Consider the following 21,038-nt stretch of genomic DNA (forward strand, 5'->3'; position numbering starts at 1 on the left):
TTGGCTAATGGCATTAGCCTGCAAATCATGGACACCACGCTGCACCACCTCGACCGAGGCGACGGACGGCTCGCCTACACCTCCCACGGCGCCGGGCCCCTGGTCGTGCTGGTGCCCGGGATGGGCGACCTGCGCTCCACCTGGCGCGACCTCGCCGGCCCGCTCGCCGAGGCCGGCCACCGCGTCATCGCCCTCGACCTGCGCGGCCACGGCGACTCCGACGCGACCTTCGCCGAGCTCGGCCTGGTCCCGATCGCCCAGGACGTGCTCGCCTTGCTCGAGCACCTCGACGAGCCCGCCGTGATCATCGGCAACTCAGTGGGCGCCGGGGCCGCCGCCTGGGTCGCGAACGCCCGCCCCGACCTGGTCGCCGGCCTCGTCCTCATCGCCGCCCACCTGCAGGACCACGGTCCGGCCGGCTTGGCCGCCCGGCTGCAGGTCTCGCTGCTGCTGCGCCGCCCGTGGGGCCCGGCCGCCTGGGCCTGGTACTACCGCTCGCTCAACAACGGCCACCAGGCCCCCTGGCTCGGCGAGCACATCAACGCGCTGCGGGCCTCGCTGCGCCGCCCAGGGCGCATGGAGGCGTTCGGCGCCCTCGCCCGGAGCCTCGTCACCGACAAGGTCGACATCGCCGTGCAGGACATCCAGGCCCCCGCGCTCGTGCTCTACGGCGAGGGCGACAAGGAGTTCCCCGACCCCGCCGCCGAGCTCGACTGGCTAGTGGAACGGCTGCCGCAGGCGACGGGCTCACTCATCCCCGACAGCGGCCACTACCCGCAGGGCCAACGCCCCGACGTCGTGGTCCCCGCGGTCCTGGGCCACGTCGCCACGCTGCCCCGCACGGACAGCGCCTGGGTGTCGGGCGCCGCCCGTGCCTAGGGCCGGACTGTCGCCCGACGCCGTCGTCGCCCTCGCCCTCGAGCTCGTGGACGAGGGCGGCCCGCGCGGGTTCGCGCAGCTCACGCTCTCCGCAGTGGCCGAGCGGGCCGGGGTCGCGACACCCAGCCTCTACAAGCACGTGGGCGGGCTGCCCGCGCTGCGCCGCGAGGTGGCCAGGATCGCCGTCGAGCAGTTCACCGCCACGCTGTCCGCCGCCGCCGCCAGCACGCGCGACCCCGCGGACGCGCTGCGCGGCATGGCCCACGCGGTGCGCGACCAGGCCCGCGCCCTGCCCGGCCGGTACAGCGCCGTCCAGGGGTCGAGCTGGGTGTTCGACCCGGAGGCCACGGCCGTGCACGCCGCCGCCGGCGAGACCGTCGCCGCGATCGCCGAGCAACTCGCGCGGCTGGGCGTCCCCGAGTCCCGCCGGATCGACGCGGTCCGCGCGTTCCGGGCGGCGGTGCACGGCTTCGTCGCCCTCGAGCTCGACGGCGGGTTCGGCCTCCCGGACGACGTGGACGTGAGCTTCGACTACCTCGTCGACGGGCTGGTGGACGCGCTGGCGAGGACCGGCGCCGCTACGACAGCGAGCCAGTGACGGACGGGTCCAGGGCCACCGGCTCCGCGCCACGCGCCACCCGGGGCGCCAGCCACTCGAGCTGACGGCTGAACTGGTAGGCCTCGCCGCCCTCATGCTGGTTGAACGGGTAGACGACCATCTCCTTGTCCTCGACCCCGCCGGCCAGCGCCCCGTAGTGGTTGAACGCCGCGTAGACGGTGGACGGCGGGCAGATCGGGTCCATCAACGCCACGGAGAACAGCGCCGGGGCGGACGCCCGCCGTGCCAGGTGCACGCCGTCGAGGTAGGAGAGGGTGCGGAACACCTGCTCGTCCGTGCCGCGGCGCACCGCGAGGTAGTTGGTGATCTCGCCATACGGGTCGGTGTCCGTGATCTCCACGGCCCGCCGGTAGTGGCACAGGAAGGGCACGTTGGGCATCACGGCGAGCAGGCCGTCGGCCAGCCCGGCGACCGCCAGCGCGAGCCCGCCGCCCTGGCTGCCGCCGGTCACCGTCACACGGGCGCCGTCCACGCCGGGCACGGCGCGGACCGCGTCGATCGCGCGCACCGCATCGGTCATCACCCGGCGGTAGTAGTGCTCCCGGGGGTCGAGGATGCCGCGGGTCATGAAGCCCGGCGTCGCCGGCCCCGAGCCCACCGGGTCGGGGGTGTCCCCGCCGGCGCCCCAGCGCCCGCCCTGGCCCCGGGTGTCCATGAGCAAGTGCGCGTAGCCCGCGGCCGCCCAGCCCAGGCGCTCATGCGGCAGCCCGCGCCCGCCGCCGTAGCCGATGAGCTCCACCACCGCGGGCAGTGGGCCAGCAGCGCCCGCCGGGCGGGTCAGCCAGCCCTTGATCGGGTGCCCGCCGAATCCCGCGAACGTCACGTCGTACGTGTCGATCAGCGTCAGCCCGGTCTCGACGGGCTCGAGCCGCAGCCCGAGGTCGTGGGCCCGCGCCTCGGCGAGCGTCTCGCGCCAGAACTCGTCGAAGTCGTCCGGCTCGTCGAGGGCCGGCAGGTACGTCTCGAGCTCGGCGAGGGGCAGATCGAACAGGGCCATGAGGACACGCTTCCTACGAGGTCGTGGACAGGGTCTGGCGGGCGCCCGGCGGCTGCTCGGCGTCGGGCGGCGTCGGTTAGTGCGTGAGGAATCCGAGCAGGTCGTGGCGGGTCAGGACGCCCACGGGGTTGCCGTCGTCGACGACCATGAGCGCGTCGGCCTGCTGCAGCGCGGCGCGGGCAGCCTCCACCGACTCCCCCGCCCCGATCAGCGGCAGCCGGTCGGACATGTGCCGGTCGACCCGGTCGGAGAGCTCCGCCGCGCCGGAGAACACCGCGTCGAGCAGCGCGCGCTCGCTCACGGACCCGGCCACCTCGCCGATCATCACGGGCGGCTCGGCGCCGACCACCGGCATCTGCGAGACGCCGTACTCGTGCAGGATCTCGATCGCGTCGCGCACCGTCTCGTTCGGGTGGGTGTGCACCAGCGCCGGGATCTGGCCGCTCTTGCCGCCCAGCACGTCGGCGACGGTGGCGCCCTCCTCGGCGGGCAGGAACCCGTACGAGCGCATCCAGGAGTCGTTGAAGATCTTGGACATGTACCCGCGGCCGCTGTCGGGCAGCAGCACCACGATGACCGCCGACGCGGCCGCCTGCGGGTCCTCGTCCTGCAGGCGCTGGGCCAGGCGCAGCGCGGCCACCACGGCCATCCCGCAGGAGCCGCCGACCAGCAGCCCCTCCTCGCGGGCGAGCCGCCGGGTCATCGAGAACGAGTCGGCGTCGGAGACGGCGATGATCTCGTCGGGCACCGCGGGGTCGTAGGCCGTCGGCCAGAAGTCCTCCCCCACGCCCTCGACGAGGTACGGCCGCCCGTCCCCGCCGGAGTAGACCGACCCCTGCGGGTCGGCGCCCACGACGCGCACCCTGCCGCCGTCGGCCGCGGCCCGCCCGGCCGACGCGTCCTTGAGGTAGCGGCCGGTGCCGGTGATGGTGCCGCCGGTGCCCACGCCGGCGACGAAGTGCGTCACGCGGCCGTCCGTGTCGTTCCAGACCTCGGGCCCGGTGGTCTCGTAGTGGCTCGCCGGGCCGTTGAGGTTGGCGTACTGGTTGGGCTTCCAGGCGCCCTCGATCTCCGTCACGAGCCGGTCGGAGACGGAGTAGTAGGAGTCGGGGTGGTCGGGGGCGACCGCCGTGGGGGTCACCACGACCTCGGCGCCATAGGCGCGCAGCACGTCGCGCTTGTCCTGGGAGACCTTGTCCGGGCACACGAAGACGCAGCGGTACCCCTTGCGCTGGGCCACCAGGGCCAGGCCCACGCCGGTGTTCCCGCTGGTCGGCTCGACGATGGTGCCGCCCGGCCGCAGCTCGCCGCTGGCCTCCGCCGCCTCGATCATCTTCAGCGCGATGCGGTCCTTCGCGGAGCCGCCGGGGTTCATGTACTCGATCTTGGCGAGGACTGTCGCGGACAGCCCCTCGGTCACGGAGGTGAGCTGGACGAGGGGGGTGTTCCCGACGAGCTCGGAGATGTGCTTCGCGTACTTCACGGTGGCGGTGCTCCGGGGGGTGGGCGGCAGGTGCGGACGGCGGCGCCCGCATTGGCGCGCGTCGTCCCGGCGATCATCCCACCAGCAGGGTCGCTGGCACAGCCTCCCGCCACGCGGGTGCGGCGGGATAGATCAACCCAGCCCCGTGGACGCGCGGACGCCCGGGTGCGACTCGCACCCGGGCGTCCGGTCGTTCGTGTCCTAGCGGTCAGTCGCCGCGCAGGATCGACAGGATGCGGAGCAGCTCGAGGTACAGCCACACCAGCGTGACGATCAGCCCGAAGGCCGCCGACCAGGCGAACTTCGCGGGCGCGCCCTGCTCGACGCCGCGCTTGATGGAGTCGAAGTCCATGATCAGCGACATGGACGCCAGGCCCACCGCGAACAGGCCGACGACGATGCCGAGCCCGCCACTGCGCAGCGGGCCGTAGTCCCCGCCGCCCACGCCGACCAGCATGAGGACGACGTTGATCAGCGAGTACGCGACGTAGCCGACCAGCGCCAGCATGAGGAACTTGGTGAACTTCGGGGTGACGCGCACCTTGCCCGAGCGGAACAGGAACAGCGCCGTGCCGAAGACGGCGAGGGTCGCGAGGACCGCCTGCCCGACGACGCCGTTGTACTGCGCCTCGTAGAACGCGCTGATGCCGCCGAGGAAGACGCCCTGGGCCACCGTGTACGCGATGATCAGCGCGGGGCTCGGGGTCTTCTTGAACGCGTTCACCAGGCCGAGGCCGAGGCCGACGATGGCGCCGATGAAGAACAGGCCCGGCGCGATCATCCACGTCGCCGCGCCGACGACCACGAGCAGCGCGAGCAGCCCGCCGGTCTTCATGATGACGTCGTCGTACGTCATCCGGCCCGTCTGCGCCGTGGTGGCGGACGGGGCCTCGTACAGCTCGTTCAGCGACGCGGCATCGGCCGGGACCCCGTACGGCGCCTGCTGCCCGTAGGGCGCCGGCATCGTGGACGTGCTCCCGGATCCCTTGCGGGCGCGAGCCCGCTCCCGGGGGTCGCCGAAGATGTCGCTGTTGCCGAAGACGGGATTGCTCATGTCTTCCTCCTGGTCGCGGCGCCCCGAGCACACCTCGGCGCGGTCGTGTGGACGGCCGGTCCGCCGCGGGGACGGAGCCGCTGGCCAGTCACTACAGTACGCAAACGCGCGACCCGGCCGATTCGTTCCCCGAGGCGCCACCCCCTGATCCGACCCGGACGCTCGGCTCAGGGTGGTCCTCCTTGCGGCGTACTCCCCCGGCCGGCGATCTCCGTCTCGCGACGGTTCCGCGCCCGCTCCCGGCCGCCGTAGGTTCGTGATGCTCGCTCCCCACCCCTGCATCCGAGGACGTCACATGATCGAGGCACGCGGCCTGACCAAGAGGTACGGGTCCAAGACTGCCGTCGACGGCATCAGCTTCACCGTCCAGCCGGGCAAGGTCACCGGCTTCCTGGGCCCGAACGGCGCCGGCAAGTCCACCACCATGCGCATGATCGTGGGGCTCGACCGCCCCACCGCCGGCGATGTCACGGTCAACGGCCGACCGTTCGCCGATCACCAGGCCCCCCTGCACGAGGTCGGCGCCCTGCTCGACGCGAAGGCCGTGCACACGGGGCGCAGCGCCGCGAACCACCTGGCCGCGATGGCCGCCACGCACGGCATCGGCAAGTCCCGGGTGCGCGAGGTCATCGAGATGACCGGCCTGGGAACCGTCGCCGGCAAGCGCGTCGGCGGGTTCTCGCTCGGCATGGGCCAGCGCCTGGGCATCGCGTCGGCGCTGCTCGGCGACCCGCGCACGCTCATCCTCGACGAGCCGGTCAACGGCCTCGACCCCGAGGGCGTGCTGTGGGTGCGCAACCTCGTGCGGTTCCTCGCCTCCGAGGGCCGCACCGTGTTCCTGTCCTCGCACCTGATGAGCGAGATGGCGCTGACCGCCGACCACATCATCGTCATCGGGCGCGGGCGCATCATCGCGGACGCCCCGGTGCAGGACATCGTGGCCCGCGCCACCGGCACCACCGTCCGGGTGCGCACCCCGCACGCGACCCAGCTCGCCGAGCTGCTGCGCGCCCCCGACGTGACCATCTCCACCTCGGCGCCCGGCCTGCTCGAGGTCACCGGCTCCACCGCCGTGACCATCGGGGAGACCGCCGCCGCCGCCCAGCTCGTGCTGCACGAGCTCACCCCGGTCGCCGCGTCCCTCGAGGACGCCTACATGTCCCTGACCGCCGACTCCGTCGAGTACCACTCGACCTCGACCGGCCTGCCCACGCCGGTCGGCGCAGCGTCCGGCGTGACCTCTGAGGAGAACTGATGAGCACCACGACGCTGGCCGCGGGGACGACGCCGGCCACCACCTCCGCCGGGCGGGCGGCGCGCCCCGGCGTGACGTTCGGGCGCCTGGTCGTCGCCGAGTGGATCAAGTTCCGCTCACTGCGCTCGACCTGGTGGACCCTCGCCCTGGCCGTCCTCGGCATGGTCGGGATCAGCTTGATCTTCTCGATCGGCGTGCGCTCGAACGCGGTCACCGCCGAGGGGGACGAGGGCAGCATGCTCGGCGTCCTGGTGATCGTCTTCGGCTACTCCGCCGCCCAACTCGCGCTCGCCGTCCTCGGCGCCCTGAGCATCACCGGCGAGTACTCCACCGGGATGATCCGCTCCACCCTCACGGCGGCCCCGCGCCGGCTGCCCGCGCTGTGGGCGAAGCTGCTGGTGCTCACCGTCGTGACGGTGGTCGTCTCCGTCGTCGGCCTCACGCTGTCCTACCTCGTGACGCTCCCGCTGCTCTCGGGCACGGGCGTGAGCCTGGACTTCGGCGACAGCGAGACGGTGCGCGCCATCGCGGGCGTGCCGCTCTACCTCACGGCCATCACGTTGCTGGCCTTCGCCATCGGCGCGATCATGCGGCACTCGGCGGGGGCCATCACCACCACGCTCGGCATCATGCTGGTCCTGCCCATGGTGTTCAGCATCCTCGGGGTGTTCTTCAGCTGGGCGGCGCGCGTCGCCGCCTACCTGCCCACGACCGCCGGCGAGCAGATCATGTCGTTCGGCGGGATGTCGGGCGGCGGCATGGTCTCGGACGTGTCGCTGGCCCCGTGGGCGGGCATCGGACTGCTCGGCGGCTACGTCGTCGTGCTCCTCGCGGTCGCGGCTGTGCTCATGCGCCGGAGGGACGCCTGAGCGACGTCGCGCCCCTGGCGCCGGGTCGGGCACTGCCCGACCCGGCGCCCTCGTCTGCCGCCCTCCCCCGCACGGGCGTCGCGCGGAGCCAGCCCACCGCGCTGAGGCCGGCGCCGTTCAGCGAGCAGAACGCCCGGCACGGCGGCCCTGTCCGGCGCTGGGTCTGGCGCCATCCGGTGGCGATGGACTGGCTCGTCGCCGGGAGCTTCGCCGCCGCCGGCGTGCTGAACTCGCTGGTGGTCGACGGCCCTCGGTCGGTCGCCATGCTGCCGGTGGTCCTGGCTGGCGCGGCCGCGCTGCTCGCCCGGCGCCAGCGCCCCGAGGCCATGCTCGCGGTGCTCTCGCTGCTCGGCGCGATCGCCCTGGCCCTCACGGCCAGCCTGTCCAGCTTCGACCTCGCCGCGGCCTTCGGCCTGTACGCCGTCGCCGCCGTGCGCACACCCCGCGTCGCCTGGACCGCGTTCGGCCTCTCCGCCGGCGCGACAACCCTGGCGGTGCTCGCCTTCGCCCCGTCGAAGCTCTCAGGCGAGGTGGGCGTCTACCTCGTCCTCGGGTTCGCGGCGCTCGCGATCGGCGCCTCGGCCCGCAACCGCCGCCTGCACGTCGCCGACCTGGTGGACCGGGCCAACGCGCTCGCCCGCGAGACCGAGCAGCGCGCCCAGCTCGCCAGCGCCGACGAGCGCGCCCGGATCGCCCGCGAGATGCACGACATCGTGGCGCACAGCCTGTCGGTGATGGTCGCGCTGGCCGACGGCGCCGGGGCCTCGATCGCCAAGTCCCCGGCCAGCGCCCAGGCGGCGGTCGACCAGCTCTCCGAGACCGGGCGCGCCGCGTTGGCCGACATGCGCCGCGTGCTCAGCGTGCTGCGGGACGCCGACGCCCAGTACGGCCCCACGCCCGGCGAGACCGACCTGGACGAGCTGGTCGGCCGGTTCCGGCTGGCCGGCATGGCGGTGCAGCTCTCGGTCTCAGGCGCCGGCCTCCCGCCGGACACCGGACTGCAGCTCGCCGTCTACCGCATCGTCCAGGAGTCCCTGACGAATGCCCTGCGCCATGCGCGCGCCGGCCACGTGGTGGTGGCGATCACGCGCACGGACCTCACGATCATGGTCGAGGTCACCGACGACGGCGGCATGGGCGTCGGCCGCCGCCCCGCGCCCGAGACGGAGCCCGGCGGTGGACGCGGCGTCATCGGGATGCGCGAACGCGCGACGATCTATGGCGGGACCGTCGAGGCCGGGCCGCACGGGGCCGGCTGGCGGGTGCGGGCCGTGCTGCCGTGGGACGCCCCGCACGACGGCCTGACGACGAGGGATGAGGGGACGACGTGACACACGGCCAGACCCAGGAGCCGGTGCGAGTGCTGCTCGTCGACGACCAGGCGCTGATGCGCATGGGCTTCCGACTGGTGCTCGAGGCCGAGGACGGCATCGAGGTGGTCGGCGAGGCCGGGGACGGCGCCAGCGCGGTGCGGCAGGCGGCGGTGCTGCGGCCCGACGTGGTGCTGATGGACGTCCGGATGCCTGGCATGAACGGCATCGAGGCCACCGAGCAGGTCGTCGCGGCGGGCACGGGCGTGCGGGTGCTGATCCTCACGACGTTCGACCTCGACGAGTACGCATTCGCCGCGCTGCGGGCCGGCGCCAGCGGGTTCCTGTTGAAGGACGCCCGCCCGGCCGAGCTCGTCGCCGCGATCCGCGCTGTGGCCACCGGCGACGCCGTCGTGTCGCCGCGCGTCACCCGCCGCATGCTCGAGATGTTCTCCGACCGGCTGCCCGACGGTCGCACGGCGGATGGCGCGGCGGCGGCGGCCGACCCGCGCCTGTCCCAGCTCACCAGCCGCGAGGCCGAGGTGCTGCGCACCGTCGCCGAGGGCATGTCCAACGCGGAGATCGCCGAGCGGCTGTTCCTCTCCGAGGCGACGGTGAAGACGCACGTCGGGCGGATCCTCGCCAAGCTCCAGGTGCGGGACCGGGTGCAGGCCGTCGTGCTCGCCTACGAGACGGGCCTGGTCGGCCGCTGAGCGTCCGGGGGTGGGCGCCTGAGGCACGCCACAGCGAGTCCGCCTAGTCTCAAGTGGCCCACCAGCCTCCCCTGCTGAGACGAGTGAGACATGTCGGCCCCCGCCGCACGCCCCCGACCGACCGCCCTGCGCGCCACAGTGCTGCGCGCCGAACGGCTCACCCCCACGTTGGTGCGCCTCGTGCTGGGCGGCCCCGGGATGGCCTCGTTCACCCCGTCCGAGCACGCCGACTCCTACGTCAAGCTCGTGTTCCTGCCCTCGGCCCCCGCCGAGCTGCCGCTGGCGCCCGATGGCCGGGTGGACCTCGACGCGGTGCGCGCGGCGCTGCCCGCCGACCAGCAGCCCCGGCTGCGCAGCTACACGGTGCGATCCTTCGACCCGCAGGCGCTCGAGCTCGTCATCGACGTGGTGGTGCACGGCGAGGACGGCATCGCGGGCCCTTGGGCGGCCACCGCCGAGCCGGGTGACGAGATCCTCGTCGTCGGGCCCGGCGGCGCCTACTCCCCGGCCGCCGACGCCGACTGGCACCTGCTGATCGGCGACACCAGCGCGCTGCCGGCCATCGCCGTGGCTCTGGAGCGCCTGGGGCAGGACGCGCGGGGGCACGCCCTCATCGAGGTGCACGACACCGAGGAGGAGGTCCCCCTCACCGCGCCCGAGGGCGTGCGGGTGCAGTGGGTGCGCCGCGGCCACGGCGTCGTGGGGCTCGCGCTCGTCGAGGCCGTGCGGGACCTGCCGTGGCCGGACGGCGTCGCGCACGCCTTCGTGCACGGCGAGGCGGGCACCATCAAGGAGCTGCGCCACCACCTGCGCGCCGAGCGGGGGATCGCCCGGGACCGGCTGTCCATCTCCGGGTACTGGCGCCTGGGCGCGGACGACGAGGCGTGGCGGGCGGCCAAGAAGGCGTGGATCGGCGCCATCGAGGCTGACGAGCAGGCCGCCGGGCTCGACTGAGCGAACCGCTTCGATTCTCGAGACGACCGACGCCCCGCTCCCCTAGGGTTCCGGGAGGCATGCCGGCCGAGGAGGCCGGCCCTCGTCACAAGGAGAGTCATGCGCAACCTGCTGGTGCTGGTCCAGGTCGCGATCCTCGTCTACTGCCTGATCGACTGCATCCAGTCCGACTCCGACCGCATCCGGAACCTGCCCAAGATCGTCTGGGTCATGCTCATCGTGTTCGTGCCGGTCATCGGCGGGGTGGCGTGGCTCGTCGCGGGCAGGCCGGAGCGGGCGCCCCGCGGCCGCGCGCCGTGGCCCTCGACGACCACCGCCGGCTTCCCCGAGTACGAGCGTCCACGACCCGTCGCCCCAGATGACGACCCCGAGTTCCTCGCCGGGCTGCGCCGCTCGAACACCGAGCACGAGAAGATGCTGGGCGACTGGGAGGCGCGGCTGCGGGAGCGCGAGGAACGGCTCAAGCGCCAGGAGGCCGACGACGACGACGCGCCGCGGCCGGGCGCCTGAGCCGCACGCCTGTGCCCCCGGCGGGTTTCGAACCCGCACTGGACCGGGTTTAAGCCGGTTGCCTCTGCCGGTTGGGCTACGGGGGCCAGCCCACATCCTGCCAGGAGGTGGTGCTGGCGCCCGTCGCCCCACCGGCTAGCGGCGGGCCCGCAGGCCGGTCAGACGCCGACGCTCGTCGTCGCCTCGGCTGCCGGCTCGGCCGGGCGGGGCTTCGGCGGGACCGACGCGGCGCGGAACTCGGCGCGCGGGTCGTGCAGCGAGCCCAGCGAGACGACCTCGCGGCGGAGCAGCAGCGAGCCCGTCCAGCCGGCCATGATGCGGACCTTGCGGTTGAAGGTCGGCATCGCGAAGACGTGGTACGTGCGGTGCAGCACCCAGGCGAGGAAGCCGCGGACCTTGATGCGGCCGAACATCTGCGCGACGCCCTTGTACATGCCGAGCGACGCGACGGCGCCGACGTTCTTGTGCTTGTACGGCGTGGGCTCCGCGCTGCGGAGCACGTTCGCCAGGTTGTCGCCGAGGCGCTTGGCCTGGCGCAGGGCGTGCTGGGCGTTCGGCGGGCAGAACTTGCCCGGGTTGTACAGGTCGGGCACGGCTGCGCAGTCGCCGGCGGAGTACGCGTCGGGCACCACGGCGCCGTCGGCGTCGACGACCTGGAGGGTCGCGGAGCAGGTCACGCGGCCGAGCTTGTCGAGCGGCAGGTCGGAGTCCTGCAGCACCGGGTTGGCCTTGACGCCGGCCGTCCACACGATGGTGTCGCTGTCGAACTCGAGCCCGTTGGAGAGCACGACGTGGCCGTCGACGCAGGAGTTGAGGAACGTGGACAGGTGGATCTCGATGTCCCGCTTGCGCAGTTGCTCGAGGGTGTACCCGCCCAGCTCGTCGCTGACCTCGGGCAGGATGCGCTGCGAGCCCTCGACGAGCACGAAGCGCAGCTCGGACTGCTCGATCTGCTTGTAGTAGCGCACCGTGGCGCGGGCCATGTCCTCGACCTCGCCGAGCGCCTCGACGCCGGCGAACCCGCCGCCCACGAACGTGAAGGTGAGCATGCGGCGGCGCAGTTCCGGGTCCCACGTGGAGGCGGCCACGTCGATGCGGTCCAGCACGTGGTTGCGCACCGCGATGGCCTCTTCGACGTTCTTGAAGCCGATGCCCTGCTCCGCCAGCCCCGGGATGGGCAGCGTGCGGGCGACGGAGCCGAGGCCCACGACCAGGTGGTCGTAGGTGATCCAGTACGGCTCGCCCTCCTCGGGGATGATCTGCACGGTGCGGTCGCCGTGCTTGATCTCGCCGACCTTGCCCTGCAGCACGTCCACGCCCTTGAGGGCACGGCGGTGCGGGGCCACGATGTGGCGCGGGTCGATGGACCCGGCGGCGGCCTCGGGCAGGAACGGCTGGTACGTCATGTACGGGCGCGGGTCGACGACCACGATGGCCGCCTCGCGCCGGCCCAGGCGCTTGCGCAGGCGCCGCGCCGAGTAGAGGCCGACGGTGCCGCCGCCCAGGATCACGATGCGCGGGACCTTGCGGGGACGGGGCGCGGGAGCCTGTGCGCGGGCAGCATCAACGGGGGTGGCAACCTGAGGCATGATTCGAGGTTAAACCCCGCCCGGACAGGGAAAAACCGGATCCGACGTGATCCCGCGCACACGTGGCCGCCACGCTCTCAGCGCGCGGCGGCCGCGCGGCGGTCACGGCGCTGCGGGCGCTGGGCCGGCGGGCGCGGGCACACCGCCCTCCGCCGGGGTCGTGGCCGGGTCTGGCGTGCCAGGGTCGGGTGTGGCGGCGTCGGTCGCCGTGTCGGACGGGGCGCCGTTGGTGGCAGCGTCACCGGGCGCCTGCTCCTCGACGGTCACGGTCGAGGCGAGCGCCGGGGCCTTGGCGAACGGGCGCGGCGGGACGCGCAGCATCGAGCCTGGCACGAGCGTGGGACGCCCCTCGGCATCGGTGTCGTCACCGAAGTCGCTCATGGGCGCGCCGCGCTGCGGGTAGACGTTCCAGCGGGTGCGCCCGTCCTCGTCCTCCACTGACGTGAACCGCCACGGCTCGTCGACCCCGTAGAGGTTCCAGACGCCGAAGCCGTTGTCGACCATCGTCTGCACGGGCCGGCCGCGGTCGTCGTAGATCTGCACGTCGTCGAGCGGGTTGCCCTCCGCGTCGTACACGTAGAGGTTGCTCACCGCCATGCCGCCCACCACCACGCCGTCCCCGACGGCAGGGGCGTCCGCGTACTCGACGACTGTCTCGTAGCGGTACTCGACGTCGTGCGTCGAGAGGCTCGCCACGACGGGCAGGGCGGCGACCAGCGCGGCCACAGTCATGACCCTCGGCAACCGCCGCAGCCGGCCGGTCGGGACCCAGAGTCCGCGCCCCCACTGCACGCTCAGCAGGATGGCGGCGAGCATGAGCACGAAGAGCAGCGGATTGCCGAACGGCGCCCAGGTCATGCGCAGGCCCAACGGCGCGCCGAACACCGCGAACACGAGCTGGTACGCCATCCACCCGCGCAGCACCCACGCGACGGGCAGCAGCACCGTGAGGAGCTCGCCCACCGGCGGCCACCAGGTCTGCGACCGCAGCACGTCGAAGCCCTCCACGCACGCCTCATAGGCGGAGCGGATCGGCAGGGTGAGCCACGGCCAGAACCCCCTGCGGCGCCGCGGCGCGACGGCGCCGTCCGGCAGCCCGGCGGCAGCGCGGAGCTCGGCGGCGTACGCGCGGGGCTCGCCGAACCTGGCGACCAGGTCGCCGGTGCCGGGCGCGTCGGCGAGGGCCTCGCCCAGGTCGGCCTCGAGCCCGTCGGTGAGGTCGTCGACCTGCTCGGGGGTGAGCCCCACGAGGTGGCGGCGCACCTCGGCGGCGTAGGTGTGGGCGTCGGTGATGACGCCGGGGCCTGCGTGCGTGCTGCTCATCGGGCAGTCTCCGTCTCCAGCAGGCGCGCCATGGTGCCTGCGAACTCGAACCAATCCTTGCGCTGCGCCTCGAGCATCGCCCGGCCCTGCGCGTTAATGCCGTAGTACTTGCGGTGCGGCCCCTCGTCGCTGGGCACGACGTAGGACGTGAGCGCCCCGGACGAGTACAGCCGGCGCAGCGTGCCGTACACCGACGCGTCGCCGACCTGCTCGAGCCCCCCGGCCCGCAGCCGCCGCAGGACGTCGTAGCCGTAGCCGTCCTCCTCGGCGACCACCGCGAGGACCGCGACGTCGAGGACCCCCTTCAACAACTGGGTGGTGTCCATGAGTGCCTCCTGGCGATTGGTGTCGCGGGAGCCCGCCCCTCCGCGGGCTCCCGCGACACGCACGGTACTACGGATCGCGCGGTACCGGGCACAGTGGGCTACCACGCGAGGTGTTTCACCCATTCGGGCGCAGCAGCGACGACGCCTGTCTAGGCGTCGTCAAGCCGGGCGCGGGGGCGCCGACGGGCGGGCGGAGGCCCGTCGCGTCAGGCGATGCTCCAGGCGATCCCGTCGAGGATGTCGTGCTCGGAAGTGACGACCTCGGCGAGCTCACGGCCCTGGGCCCGCACGGCGTCCCGCACGCGCGCCACGACGTCATGCCACACCAGCGCCCCGGCGGCGATCACGTCGACGCGCCCCGGGTGCATGAAGCCCAGCGCGGCACGCGACTCACGGTCCCGGGCGAGCAGGTCGTCGCAGGCCGCGAGCACCGTGTCCACGGGCAGCGCGGCGCCGTCGATGCGCTGCGGGTCGTAGGCCGCGAGGCCCAGCGCATGCGCCGTGACGGTGGTCACCGAGCCCGCGAGGCCCACCAGCGTCACCGTGTCGCCGAACGGCACGGTCAGCGCCGCCTCGTCGAGCGCCGCCGCGACATCGGCATGCGCCGCGGCCATCTGCGACGCCGTCGGCGGGTCGGTCAGCAGGTGCCGCTCGGTGAGGCGCACGCAGCCCACGTCCATCGAGAACGCGGCGTCCGGGGCTGTCGTGCCGATGACCACCTCCGTGGACCCGCCACCGAGGTCGACTACCAGGAACGGCCCGGGCCGGCGGGCGGCCAGCACCCCGGTGGCGCCGCGGAAGGACAGCGTCGCCTCCTCCTGCCCGCCGATGACCTCGGGCTCGACGCCCAGGGCGGCGCGCACGCCGTCCACGAAGTCGGCGCGGTTCTCGGCGTCCCGCGACGCGCTGGTGGCCACGAAGCGGATGCGCTCGACGCCCAGGTCGCCGCAGACCTTTGAGTAGCGGGCCGCGGCGTCCAGCGTGCGCTCGAGGGCCTCCGGCGCGATGCGGCCGGTGCGGTCCACGCCCTGCCCCAGGCGGACTACCTCCATGCGGCGGTCGAGGTCGACCAGCGTCCCGGCGACGGGGTCGACGTCCGCCACGAGGAGTCGGATCGAGTTCGTCCCGCAGTCGATGGCAGCCACACGCGTCATGGCCGACATCCTCCCATTCCCGCGTGCGCGGATCGGCCGCCCGTCAGCAGCTGCAGCGGTCCGGGCGCCACACATCCCGCAGCAGCGCGAGCGTCTCGTCGCCCACCGGGTTGACCCCGGGACCCGAGGCCAGGGCATGCCCCACCAGCACATGCAGGCACTTCACCCGAGTCGGCATCCCGCCCGCGGAGATCCCCGCGATCTCCTCCACATGCCCCAGCTCCTCGCGCTGTGCGAGATACGCCACATGCGCGCGCTGGTACGCGGCCGCGAGCTCCTCGTCCTCCTGCAGGCGCGCGGTGAGCTCCTTCATCAACCCGCTGGCCTCCAGCGTGCTGACGGCCGCCACAGCAGGAGGGCACGTCAGGTAGAACGTCGTCGGGAACGGGGTGCCGTCGTCCAGGCGCGGCGCCGTGCGCACCACCAGCGGCCGGCCGCACACGCACCGCGCCGCCACCGCCACCACCCCGCGCGGGGGACGGCCGAGCTGCTCGGCGAGCACCTCCAGGTCGCCATCCGTCACGACCGCGTCATCGGTCCTCGCCAGGGGGATCTCGCTCACTGCACGTCCGTTCCAGGTCAGCTCACTGTGGTCGTCATCCGGCGCATGCCGGACCGGCACACATTCTCGCTCAGCCAGATGGGACCGCGGGCGCCGGGCCCACTCGCGGCGCAGCCCGGTCAGGGGGCGGCGGGCTCCTCGGCTCCCTCGGGCGGGGCGAGCTCCGCCTCGCCGGCCAGCCGCACCGACTCCCACACCGTCGCGTACCACGGCAGCCGCAGGTCCTGCTGCTCGGCGCCGGCCATCGGCCCGACGGCCGGCGCGTCGGTCGACGCCGGGGCGTTCTCCGGGTCGGCGACCCGGTACGCCGTCTCCCCCGGCAGCACGTAGCCGAGGCGCGCCCGGGCCTGCGCGATCACGTACGCGTCATCCGACCACCTGTCGACGGCGGCGTTCAGGTCGTCGTTGCGCGCCCGTGCCGCCTCCGCCTGCGCGGTGAGCTGCTCCAGCTCCACCCGCTGCGCCAGGTAGCTGCGGAGCGTCGGGAAGACGAGCACGAACGCGATCATCGTCACGACGCCGAGCACCATGACCCGCACGGTGAACAGCCGTGGGACGCGCGTCTGCACCTGCTCGGCGCGGGGCACCCCGCGCGCGGGCGTGCCGCCGGAGGCCCGTGCGGCGGGTCGCGCCGACGCCGGCCGGGTGGCCGAGACACGAGGGGTCGATCCGGCGCGCGCGGCCCCGCCCCGGCCCCCGCTCACGCGCGGCGTGCTCCCCGTGCGCGGTCCACCGCCGCCCTGGCGCGCCCCAGCGGCCCCCTGGCGTGGGGAGGCGGGGCGGCGGGCGGAGGGCACGCGTTGATTGTGCCCCTCGCATCACGGATTGGCGCGCAGGAGGGCTGGCCGCGTCGCCCTCCGACCGGGACCTTCACGACTGCTCCCCACTCTGGCCCCGCCTGGGCTCGACGAGCCGCGCGGTGGGCCAGGACGCACCGGAGGCCGGCGACCCTCACGGGTCACCGGCCTCCGGGCGCTGCGGGGACTACGCCCCGATCAGGCCTGCTTCCAACGCGGGAAGGCGCTGACGCCGGCGTAACGGCCGGCGTCGTCCAGCTCCTCCTCGATGCGGAGCAGCTGGTTGTACTTGTTGATGCGCTCGCCACGGGCAGGGGCGCCCGTCTTGATCTGGCCGGCGTTGGTCGCGACGGACAGGTCGGCGATGGTGGTGTCCTCGGTCTCGCCGGAGCGGTGCGAGGTCATCGTGGTGAAGCCGTTGCGCTGCGCCATCTCGACAGCGTCGAGCGTCTCGGTGAGCGTGCCGATCTGGTTGAGCTTGACCAGCAGCGAGTTCGCGGCCTTGAGCTCGATGCCCTTGGCCAGGCGGACCGGGTTGGTGACGAACAGGTCGTCGCCGACGATCTGCACGCGGTCGCCCACGGCGCCCATGAGCGCGGCCCAGGAGTCCCACTCGTCCTCGGACAGCGGGTCCTCGATGGAGACCAGCGGGTAGTCGCGGACGAGGCCCTCGTAGTACTCGATCATCTCGGCCGGCGTGAACGCGCGACCCTCGAACTGGTACGCGCCGTCCTTGAAGAACTCGGTCGCGGCCACGTCGAGCGCCAGGCCGAGGTCCTTGCCGGGCACGAAGCCGGCCTTCTCGATCGCGACGAGGATCAGGTCGAGCGCCTCGCGGTTGCTGCCCAGGTTGGGGGCGAAGCCGCCCTCGTCGCCCAGGCCGGTGCTCAGGCCCTTGCTCTTCAGCACGGACTTCAGCGAGTGGTAGACCTCGGCGCCGGTGCGCAGCGCCTCACGGAACGTGGTGGCGCCGATGGGGGCGACCATGAACTCCTGGATGTCGACGTTGGAGTCGGCGTGCGACCCACCGTTGAGGATGTTCATCATCGGAACGGGCAGGATGTGCGCGTTCGGGCCGCCGACGTAGCGGAACAGCGGAAGGTCGGCCGAGTCGGCAGCGGCCTTCGCGACGGCGAGCGAGACGCCGAGGATGGCGTTCGCGCCGAGCTTGCCCTTGTTGGGCGTGCCGTCGAGGTCGATCAGGGCCTGGTCCACCAGGCGCTGCTCGGATGCCTCGAAGCCGATGATCTCAGGGGCGATCTCGTCGATCACCGCGTTGACGGCGTCCTCGACGCCCTTGCCCAGGTAACGGCCCTTGTCGCCGTCACGACGCTCGACGGCCTCGAACGCACCGGTGGACGCGCCCGAGGGCACTCCGGCGCGGGCGATGGTGCCGTCGTCGAGAGCGACCTCGACCTCCACGGTGGGGTTTCCGCGCGAGTCCAGGATCTCCCGGGCTCCGACGGCCTCAATGCTGGCCATGGTGGCTCCTTCGACGAAAGGTGGGGTTGCGACCTCAGCCTAGTGGCGTGCGCCACGCGGCGCGGCGGGACCTTCGGCCGCTGGACAACCGCGAGGCTCGACTATCCGGCCGAACCGCAGGTCAGAGCACGCGGACATGACGAGCGCCCGCCCGCCCGGGTGTGCCCCGGAGCGGCGCGGGCGCCTGTCAGAACGGTCAGAACGCCTGGATGATGTTCTCCACCTGGGACTTCGCGTCGCCGAAGAGCATCGCCGTGTTCTCCCGGAAGAACAGCGGGTTCTGCACGCCCGCGTAGCCGGTGGCCATCGACCGCTTGAACACGATCACCTGGCGCGAGCCCCACACCTCGAGCACCGGCATGCCGGCGATCGGCGAGCCCGGGTCCTCCAGCGCGGCGGGGTTCACGGTGTCGTTGGCGCCGATCACCAGCACGACGTCGGTGTCCGCGAAGTCGTCGTTGATCTCGTCCATCTCGAGGACGATGTCGTACGGCACCTTGGCCTCGGCCAGCAGCACGTTCATGTGGCCCGGCAGGCGCCCGGCGACGGGGTGCACCCCGAACCGCACGTTCACGCCCTGCCCGCGCAGCCGCTGGACCAGGTCGGCCACCGGGTACTGCGCCTTGGCCACAGCCATGCCGTAGCCGGGGGTCACGATGACCGAGCGGGCGTTCTTCAGCATGTCCGCGACGTCGGCGGCGCTCACCTCGCGGTGCTCGCCGTAGTCCGTGTCGGAGGCCACGACCGTGCCGCCCTCGGCGCCGAAGCCGCCGAGGATCACCGAGATGAACGAGCGGTTCATCGCCTTGCACATGATCCAGCTGAGGATCGCGCCGGAGGAGCCCACGAGGGCGCCGACGACGATCAGCAGGTCGTTGCTCAGCATGAAGCCGGCAGCGGCGGCAGCCCACCCGGAGTACGAGTTGAGCATCGAGACGACCACCGGCATGTCGCCGCCGCCGATGGAGGCCACCAGGTGCCACCCGACGAGCAGCGCGATCACCGTCATGGCGATCAGCGGCATGAGGGCGGCGTCCGCGATGAACCAGCCCATCAAGCCGAGCGAGGCGACCACGGCGCCCAGGTTCAGCCAGTTGCGGCCCGGGATCATCAGCGGCGCCGAGGAGATCTTCGCGGCGAGCTTCAGGTACGCCACGATCGAGCCGGTGAACGTCACGGCGCCGATGAACACGCCGAGGAACACCTCGACGAGGTGCACCGTGTCGGGCGCCTCCGTCAGGTAGGAGTTGAAGCCGACGAGCACCGCCGCGAGGCCCACGAAGCTGTGCAGCATCGCGATCATCTCGGGCATCTGCGTCATCTCGACCTTGCGGGCCTGCCAGGTGCCGATCGTGGCGCCGATGAGGAACACCAGGGCGATGAGCATCAGCGTCACGTAGACGGGCCGCTCGGAGTTCTGCGCGGCGAGCAGGACCGTGGCGAACAGGGCCAGGCCCATGCCGACCATGCCGAGCACGTTGCCGCGCCGGGCGGACTCAGGCTTGGAGAGTCCCGCGAGGGACAGCACGAACAGGACGGCCGCGATGAGGTACACGGCCTGGGCGAGCGACGTCAACATCAGGCGTCCTTCCTGAACATGCCGATCATGCGGTACGCGACCAGGAACCCACCGAAGATGTTGATGCTGGCCACGGCCGCGGCGATGAACGCCAGCGTCGAGACGATCCAGCTCTCCGAGCCGATCTGCAGCAGCGCGCCGACGAGGATGATCCCGGAGATCGCATTGGTCTGTGCCATCAGCGGCGTGTGCAACGAGTGGCTCACGTTCGAGATGACGTAGTAGCCGATGACCACCGCGAGGACGAACACCGTGAAGTGCCCGAGGAACGCCGCGGGGACGAACATCAGCGCGAGGGCGAGCAGCACGGCGCCCAGCCCGGCCATCGCCATCCGCCGCTGGCCGCGCACCTGCGCGGCGCGGGCGGCCTCCGCCGGGTCGACGACGGCGACGGGCGCCGCCTCCGACTGCGCGGCGGGCGCCGCCGAGACCTGCACGGGCGGCGGCGGCCACAGCACCTCGCCGGCGCCGACCACCGTCATGCCGCGCTGGACGACGTCCTCGAGGTCGAGGACCAGCTGGCCGTCCTTCTCGGGGGTGAGCAGCGCCATGAGGTGCACGATGTTCGTGCCGAAGAGCTGCGAGGTGTGCTGCGGCATGCGGCTGGTGAGGTCGGTGTAGCCGAGGATGACCACGCCGTTCTCGGTCACCACGCGCTCGCCGGGGACGGTGAGCTCGCAGTTGCCGCCGCCGGAGGCCGCGAGGTCCACGATGACCGAGCCGGGCCGCATCGCGGCGACCATCTCGGCGGTGATCGTGGTGGGGGCCTGGCCGCGCACCAGCGCGGTGGTGATGACGATGTCCGCCTGGCGGGTCTCCTCGGCGTACATGCGCGCCGTGAGCTCCTCCTGCTCGGCGGTCAGGGCGCTCGCGTAGCCGTCGGAGCTGACCTCCTGCTGGGCGGTCTGCGCCTGGACGAACTGCGCGCCCATCGACTCGATCTGCTCGCCGACCTCGGGGCGGACGTCGAACGCCCGCACCTGGGCGCCGAGGCTGCCCGCGGCGCCGATCGCGGCGAGGCCAGCGACCCCGGCGCCGATGACGAACACGTGCGCGGGCGGCGTCTTGCCGGCGGCGGTGACCTGGCCGGAGAACATGCCGCCGTACTCCTCGGCGGCCTCGATGACGGCGCGGTAGCCGGCCACGTTGGACAGCGTCGAGAGCACGTCGAGGGCCTGCGCGCGGGAGATGCGCGGCACGGCGTCGAGGGCGAGGGCGTTCACGCCCCGCGCGGCCAGGGCGTCCAGCAGCTCGGGGTGCGTGGCGGGGGCCATCATCGACACGACGGTGGCGCCAGGCTGCAGCGCCTCGATCTGCGCGTCGGCGGGAGCCTCCACCGAGGTGACGATGTCGCTGGCCCAGACGTCGGACGCGCTGCCGATGCTCGCGCCGGCGTCCTCGTAGGCCACGTCGGGGAAGTTCGCCGCGGCGCCCGCCCCCGACTCGACCACCACGTCATAGCCGAGCTTGACGAGCTGCGCGACTGTCTTGGGCGTCGCGGCCACCAGCCGCTCGCCCGGGCGTTGCTCGCGCGGGACGCCGATCCTCATCTTCTGGCCCTTCCTCTGATCCACAGCGTGCCG

At 73.0% G+C, this 21,038-nt stretch carries 20 protein-coding genes and 1 tRNA gene; 8 read left to right on the top strand and 13 right to left on the bottom strand.

Features of this window, described 5'->3' with window-relative positions; translation table 11 throughout:
- Window positions 1–27: 27 nt before the first annotated feature.
- Together QUV83_RS00250 and QUV83_RS00255 are read left to right on the top strand one after the other, a co-directional pair.
- Complete coding sequence (locus QUV83_RS00250) at window positions 28–879, top strand: alpha/beta fold hydrolase (RefSeq protein WP_289561579.1); 852 nt, start codon at window positions 28–30, stop codon at window positions 877–879.
- Complete coding sequence (locus QUV83_RS00255) at window positions 872–1,477, top strand: TetR/AcrR family transcriptional regulator (RefSeq protein ID WP_289561580.1); 606 nt, start codon at window positions 872–874, stop codon at window positions 1,475–1,477. Before QUV83_RS00250 ends, QUV83_RS00255 begins: the two co-directional genes overlap by 8 nt.
- On the opposite strand, the gene QUV83_RS00260 is transcribed toward QUV83_RS00255, so the two are convergent.
- The 3 genes from QUV83_RS00260 to QUV83_RS00270 all read right to left on the bottom strand — a co-directional run bounded on the left by QUV83_RS00260 (window position 1,458) and on the right by QUV83_RS00270 (window position 5,032).
- Window positions 1,458–2,495, bottom strand: coding sequence for an acetylxylan esterase (locus tag QUV83_RS00260; RefSeq protein ID WP_289561581.1), 1,038 nt, complete (start codon window positions 2,493–2,495; stop codon window positions 1,458–1,460). The two genes, QUV83_RS00255 and QUV83_RS00260, sit on opposite strands and share 20 nt — an antisense overlap.
- Before the next feature lie 76 nt (window positions 2,496–2,571).
- Window positions 2,572–3,978, bottom strand: coding sequence for a cystathionine beta-synthase (locus tag QUV83_RS00265; protein ID WP_289561582.1), 1,407 nt, complete (start codon window positions 3,976–3,978; stop codon window positions 2,572–2,574).
- Window positions 3,979–4,186: 208 nt separating this feature from the next.
- Window positions 4,187–5,032 (bottom strand): Bax inhibitor-1/YccA family protein, encoded by an 846-nt coding sequence (locus tag QUV83_RS00270; RefSeq protein WP_289561583.1) that lies wholly within the window; start codon window positions 5,030–5,032, stop codon window positions 4,187–4,189.
- A 295-nt stretch (window positions 5,033–5,327) separates the two neighbouring features.
- On the opposite strand from QUV83_RS00270, the gene QUV83_RS00275 reads away from it, so the two are divergent.
- The 6 genes from QUV83_RS00275 to QUV83_RS00300 all read left to right on the top strand — a co-directional run bounded on the left by QUV83_RS00275 (window position 5,328) and on the right by QUV83_RS00300 (window position 10,643).
- Window positions 5,328–6,287, top strand: coding sequence for an ATP-binding cassette domain-containing protein (locus QUV83_RS00275; RefSeq protein WP_289561584.1), 960 nt, complete (start codon window positions 5,328–5,330; stop codon window positions 6,285–6,287).
- Complete coding sequence (locus tag QUV83_RS00280) at window positions 6,287–7,156, top strand: ABC transporter permease subunit (RefSeq protein ID WP_289561585.1); 870 nt, start codon at window positions 6,287–6,289, stop codon at window positions 7,154–7,156. The genes QUV83_RS00275 and QUV83_RS00280 overlap by 1 nt, the downstream gene beginning before the upstream one ends.
- A complete protein-coding gene (locus tag QUV83_RS00285) occupies window positions 7,072–8,487 on the top strand; it encodes a histidine kinase (RefSeq protein WP_436231855.1) in 1,416 nt (471 codons plus the stop codon). The genes QUV83_RS00280 and QUV83_RS00285 overlap by 85 nt, the downstream gene beginning before the upstream one ends.
- 56 nt (window positions 8,488–8,543) lie before the next feature.
- Complete coding sequence (locus QUV83_RS00290) at window positions 8,544–9,179, top strand: response regulator (protein WP_436231863.1); 636 nt, start codon at window positions 8,544–8,546, stop codon at window positions 9,177–9,179.
- A gap of 90 nt (window positions 9,180–9,269) precedes the next feature.
- Entirely contained in the window at window positions 9,270–10,133 is an 864-nt protein-coding gene (locus QUV83_RS00295; RefSeq protein ID WP_289561588.1) for a siderophore-interacting protein, read from the top strand.
- 99 nt (window positions 10,134–10,232) lie between these two features.
- On the top strand, window positions 10,233–10,643 hold the full coding sequence (locus QUV83_RS00300) for a PLD nuclease N-terminal domain-containing protein (RefSeq protein WP_289561589.1): 411 nt from the start codon (window positions 10,233–10,235) through the stop codon (window positions 10,641–10,643).
- A 12-nt stretch (window positions 10,644–10,655) separates the two neighbouring features.
- On the opposite strand, the gene QUV83_RS00305 is transcribed toward QUV83_RS00300, so the two are convergent.
- The 10 genes from QUV83_RS00305 to QUV83_RS00350 all read right to left on the bottom strand — a co-directional run bounded on the left by QUV83_RS00305 (window position 10,656) and on the right by QUV83_RS00350 (window position 21,005).
- Window positions 10,656–10,729 (bottom strand) — tRNA-Leu (locus QUV83_RS00305).
- A gap of 72 nt (window positions 10,730–10,801) precedes the next feature.
- On the bottom strand, window positions 10,802–12,232 hold the full coding sequence (locus QUV83_RS00310; RefSeq protein ID WP_289561590.1) for an NAD(P)/FAD-dependent oxidoreductase: 1,431 nt from the start codon (window positions 12,230–12,232) through the stop codon (window positions 10,802–10,804).
- 102 nt (window positions 12,233–12,334) lie between these two features.
- Entirely contained in the window at window positions 12,335–13,555 is a 1,221-nt protein-coding gene (locus QUV83_RS00315) for an HAAS signaling domain-containing protein (RefSeq protein ID WP_289561591.1), read from the bottom strand.
- Window positions 13,552–13,881, bottom strand: coding sequence for a PadR family transcriptional regulator (locus QUV83_RS00320; RefSeq protein ID WP_289561592.1), 330 nt, complete (start codon window positions 13,879–13,881; stop codon window positions 13,552–13,554). The genes QUV83_RS00315 and QUV83_RS00320 overlap by 4 nt, the downstream gene beginning before the upstream one ends.
- A 206-nt stretch (window positions 13,882–14,087) precedes the next feature.
- Window positions 14,088–15,035 carry a Ppx/GppA phosphatase family protein gene (locus QUV83_RS00325; protein ID WP_289561593.1) on the bottom strand — a complete coding sequence of 316 codons (948 nt, stop codon included), beginning with the start codon at window positions 15,033–15,035 and terminating at the stop codon, window positions 14,088–14,090.
- Between the two features lie 43 nt (window positions 15,036–15,078).
- Window positions 15,079–15,597 carry a DUF501 domain-containing protein gene (locus QUV83_RS00330; RefSeq protein WP_234346580.1) on the bottom strand — a complete coding sequence of 173 codons (519 nt, stop codon included), beginning with the start codon at window positions 15,595–15,597 and terminating at the stop codon, window positions 15,079–15,081.
- Window positions 15,598–15,716: 119 nt separating this feature from the next.
- A complete protein-coding gene (locus QUV83_RS00335) occupies window positions 15,717–16,301 on the bottom strand; it encodes an FtsB family cell division protein (RefSeq protein WP_289561594.1) in 585 nt (194 codons plus the stop codon).
- Between the two features lie 291 nt (window positions 16,302–16,592).
- Complete coding sequence (gene eno, locus QUV83_RS00340) at window positions 16,593–17,876, bottom strand: phosphopyruvate hydratase (protein WP_289561595.1); 1,284 nt, start codon at window positions 17,874–17,876, stop codon at window positions 16,593–16,595.
- A gap of 196 nt (window positions 17,877–18,072) precedes the next feature.
- Complete coding sequence (pntB, locus tag QUV83_RS00345) at window positions 18,073–19,455, bottom strand: Re/Si-specific NAD(P)(+) transhydrogenase subunit beta (RefSeq protein WP_289561596.1); 1,383 nt, start codon at window positions 19,453–19,455, stop codon at window positions 18,073–18,075.
- Entirely contained in the window at window positions 19,455–21,005 is a 1,551-nt protein-coding gene (locus QUV83_RS00350) for a Re/Si-specific NAD(P)(+) transhydrogenase subunit alpha (RefSeq protein ID WP_289561597.1), read from the bottom strand. Before QUV83_RS00350 ends, pntB begins: the two co-directional genes overlap by 1 nt.
- Window positions 21,006–21,038: the final 33 nt, after the last annotated feature.

Source organism: Cellulomonas cellasea, assembly GCF_030372105.1.
Taxonomy (GTDB): Bacteria; Actinomycetota; Actinomycetes; order Actinomycetales; family Cellulomonadaceae; genus Cellulomonas_A; species Cellulomonas_A cellasea_A.

Coding starts and splice junctions, on each gene's coding strand:
- QUV83_RS00250 (WP_289561579.1), top strand. CDS start 28: ATGGACACCACGCTGCACCACCTCGACCGAGGCGACGGACGGCTCGCC.
- QUV83_RS00260 (WP_289561581.1), bottom strand. CDS start 2,495: ATGGCCCTGTTCGATCTGCCCCTCGCCGAGCTCGAGACGTACCTGCCG.
- QUV83_RS00350 (WP_289561597.1), bottom strand. CDS start 21,005: ATGAGGATCGGCGTCCCGCGCGAGCAACGCCCGGGCGAGCGGCTGGTG.
- QUV83_RS00315 (WP_289561591.1), bottom strand. CDS start 13,555: ATGAGCAGCACGCACGCAGGCCCCGGCGTCATCACCGACGCCCACACC.
- QUV83_RS00320 (WP_289561592.1), bottom strand. CDS start 13,881: ATGGACACCACCCAGTTGTTGAAGGGGGTCCTCGACGTCGCGGTCCTC.
- QUV83_RS00295 (WP_289561588.1), top strand. CDS start 9,270: ATGTCGGCCCCCGCCGCACGCCCCCGACCGACCGCCCTGCGCGCCACA.
- eno (WP_289561595.1), bottom strand. CDS start 17,876: ATGGCCAGCATTGAGGCCGTCGGAGCCCGGGAGATCCTGGACTCGCGC.
- QUV83_RS00280 (WP_289561585.1), top strand. CDS start 6,287: ATGAGCACCACGACGCTGGCCGCGGGGACGACGCCGGCCACCACCTCC.
- QUV83_RS00290 (WP_436231863.1), top strand. CDS start 8,544: ATGCGCATGGGCTTCCGACTGGTGCTCGAGGCCGAGGACGGCATCGAG.
- QUV83_RS00270 (WP_289561583.1), bottom strand. CDS start 5,032: ATGAGCAATCCCGTCTTCGGCAACAGCGACATCTTCGGCGACCCCCGG.
- pntB (WP_289561596.1), bottom strand. CDS start 19,455: ATGTTGACGTCGCTCGCCCAGGCCGTGTACCTCATCGCGGCCGTCCTG.
- QUV83_RS00310 (WP_289561590.1), bottom strand. CDS start 12,232: ATGCCTCAGGTTGCCACCCCCGTTGATGCTGCCCGCGCACAGGCTCCC.
- QUV83_RS00275 (WP_289561584.1), top strand. CDS start 5,328: ATGATCGAGGCACGCGGCCTGACCAAGAGGTACGGGTCCAAGACTGCC.
- QUV83_RS00300 (WP_289561589.1), top strand. CDS start 10,233: ATGCGCAACCTGCTGGTGCTGGTCCAGGTCGCGATCCTCGTCTACTGC.
- QUV83_RS00325 (WP_289561593.1), bottom strand. CDS start 15,035: ATGACGCGTGTGGCTGCCATCGACTGCGGGACGAACTCGATCCGACTC.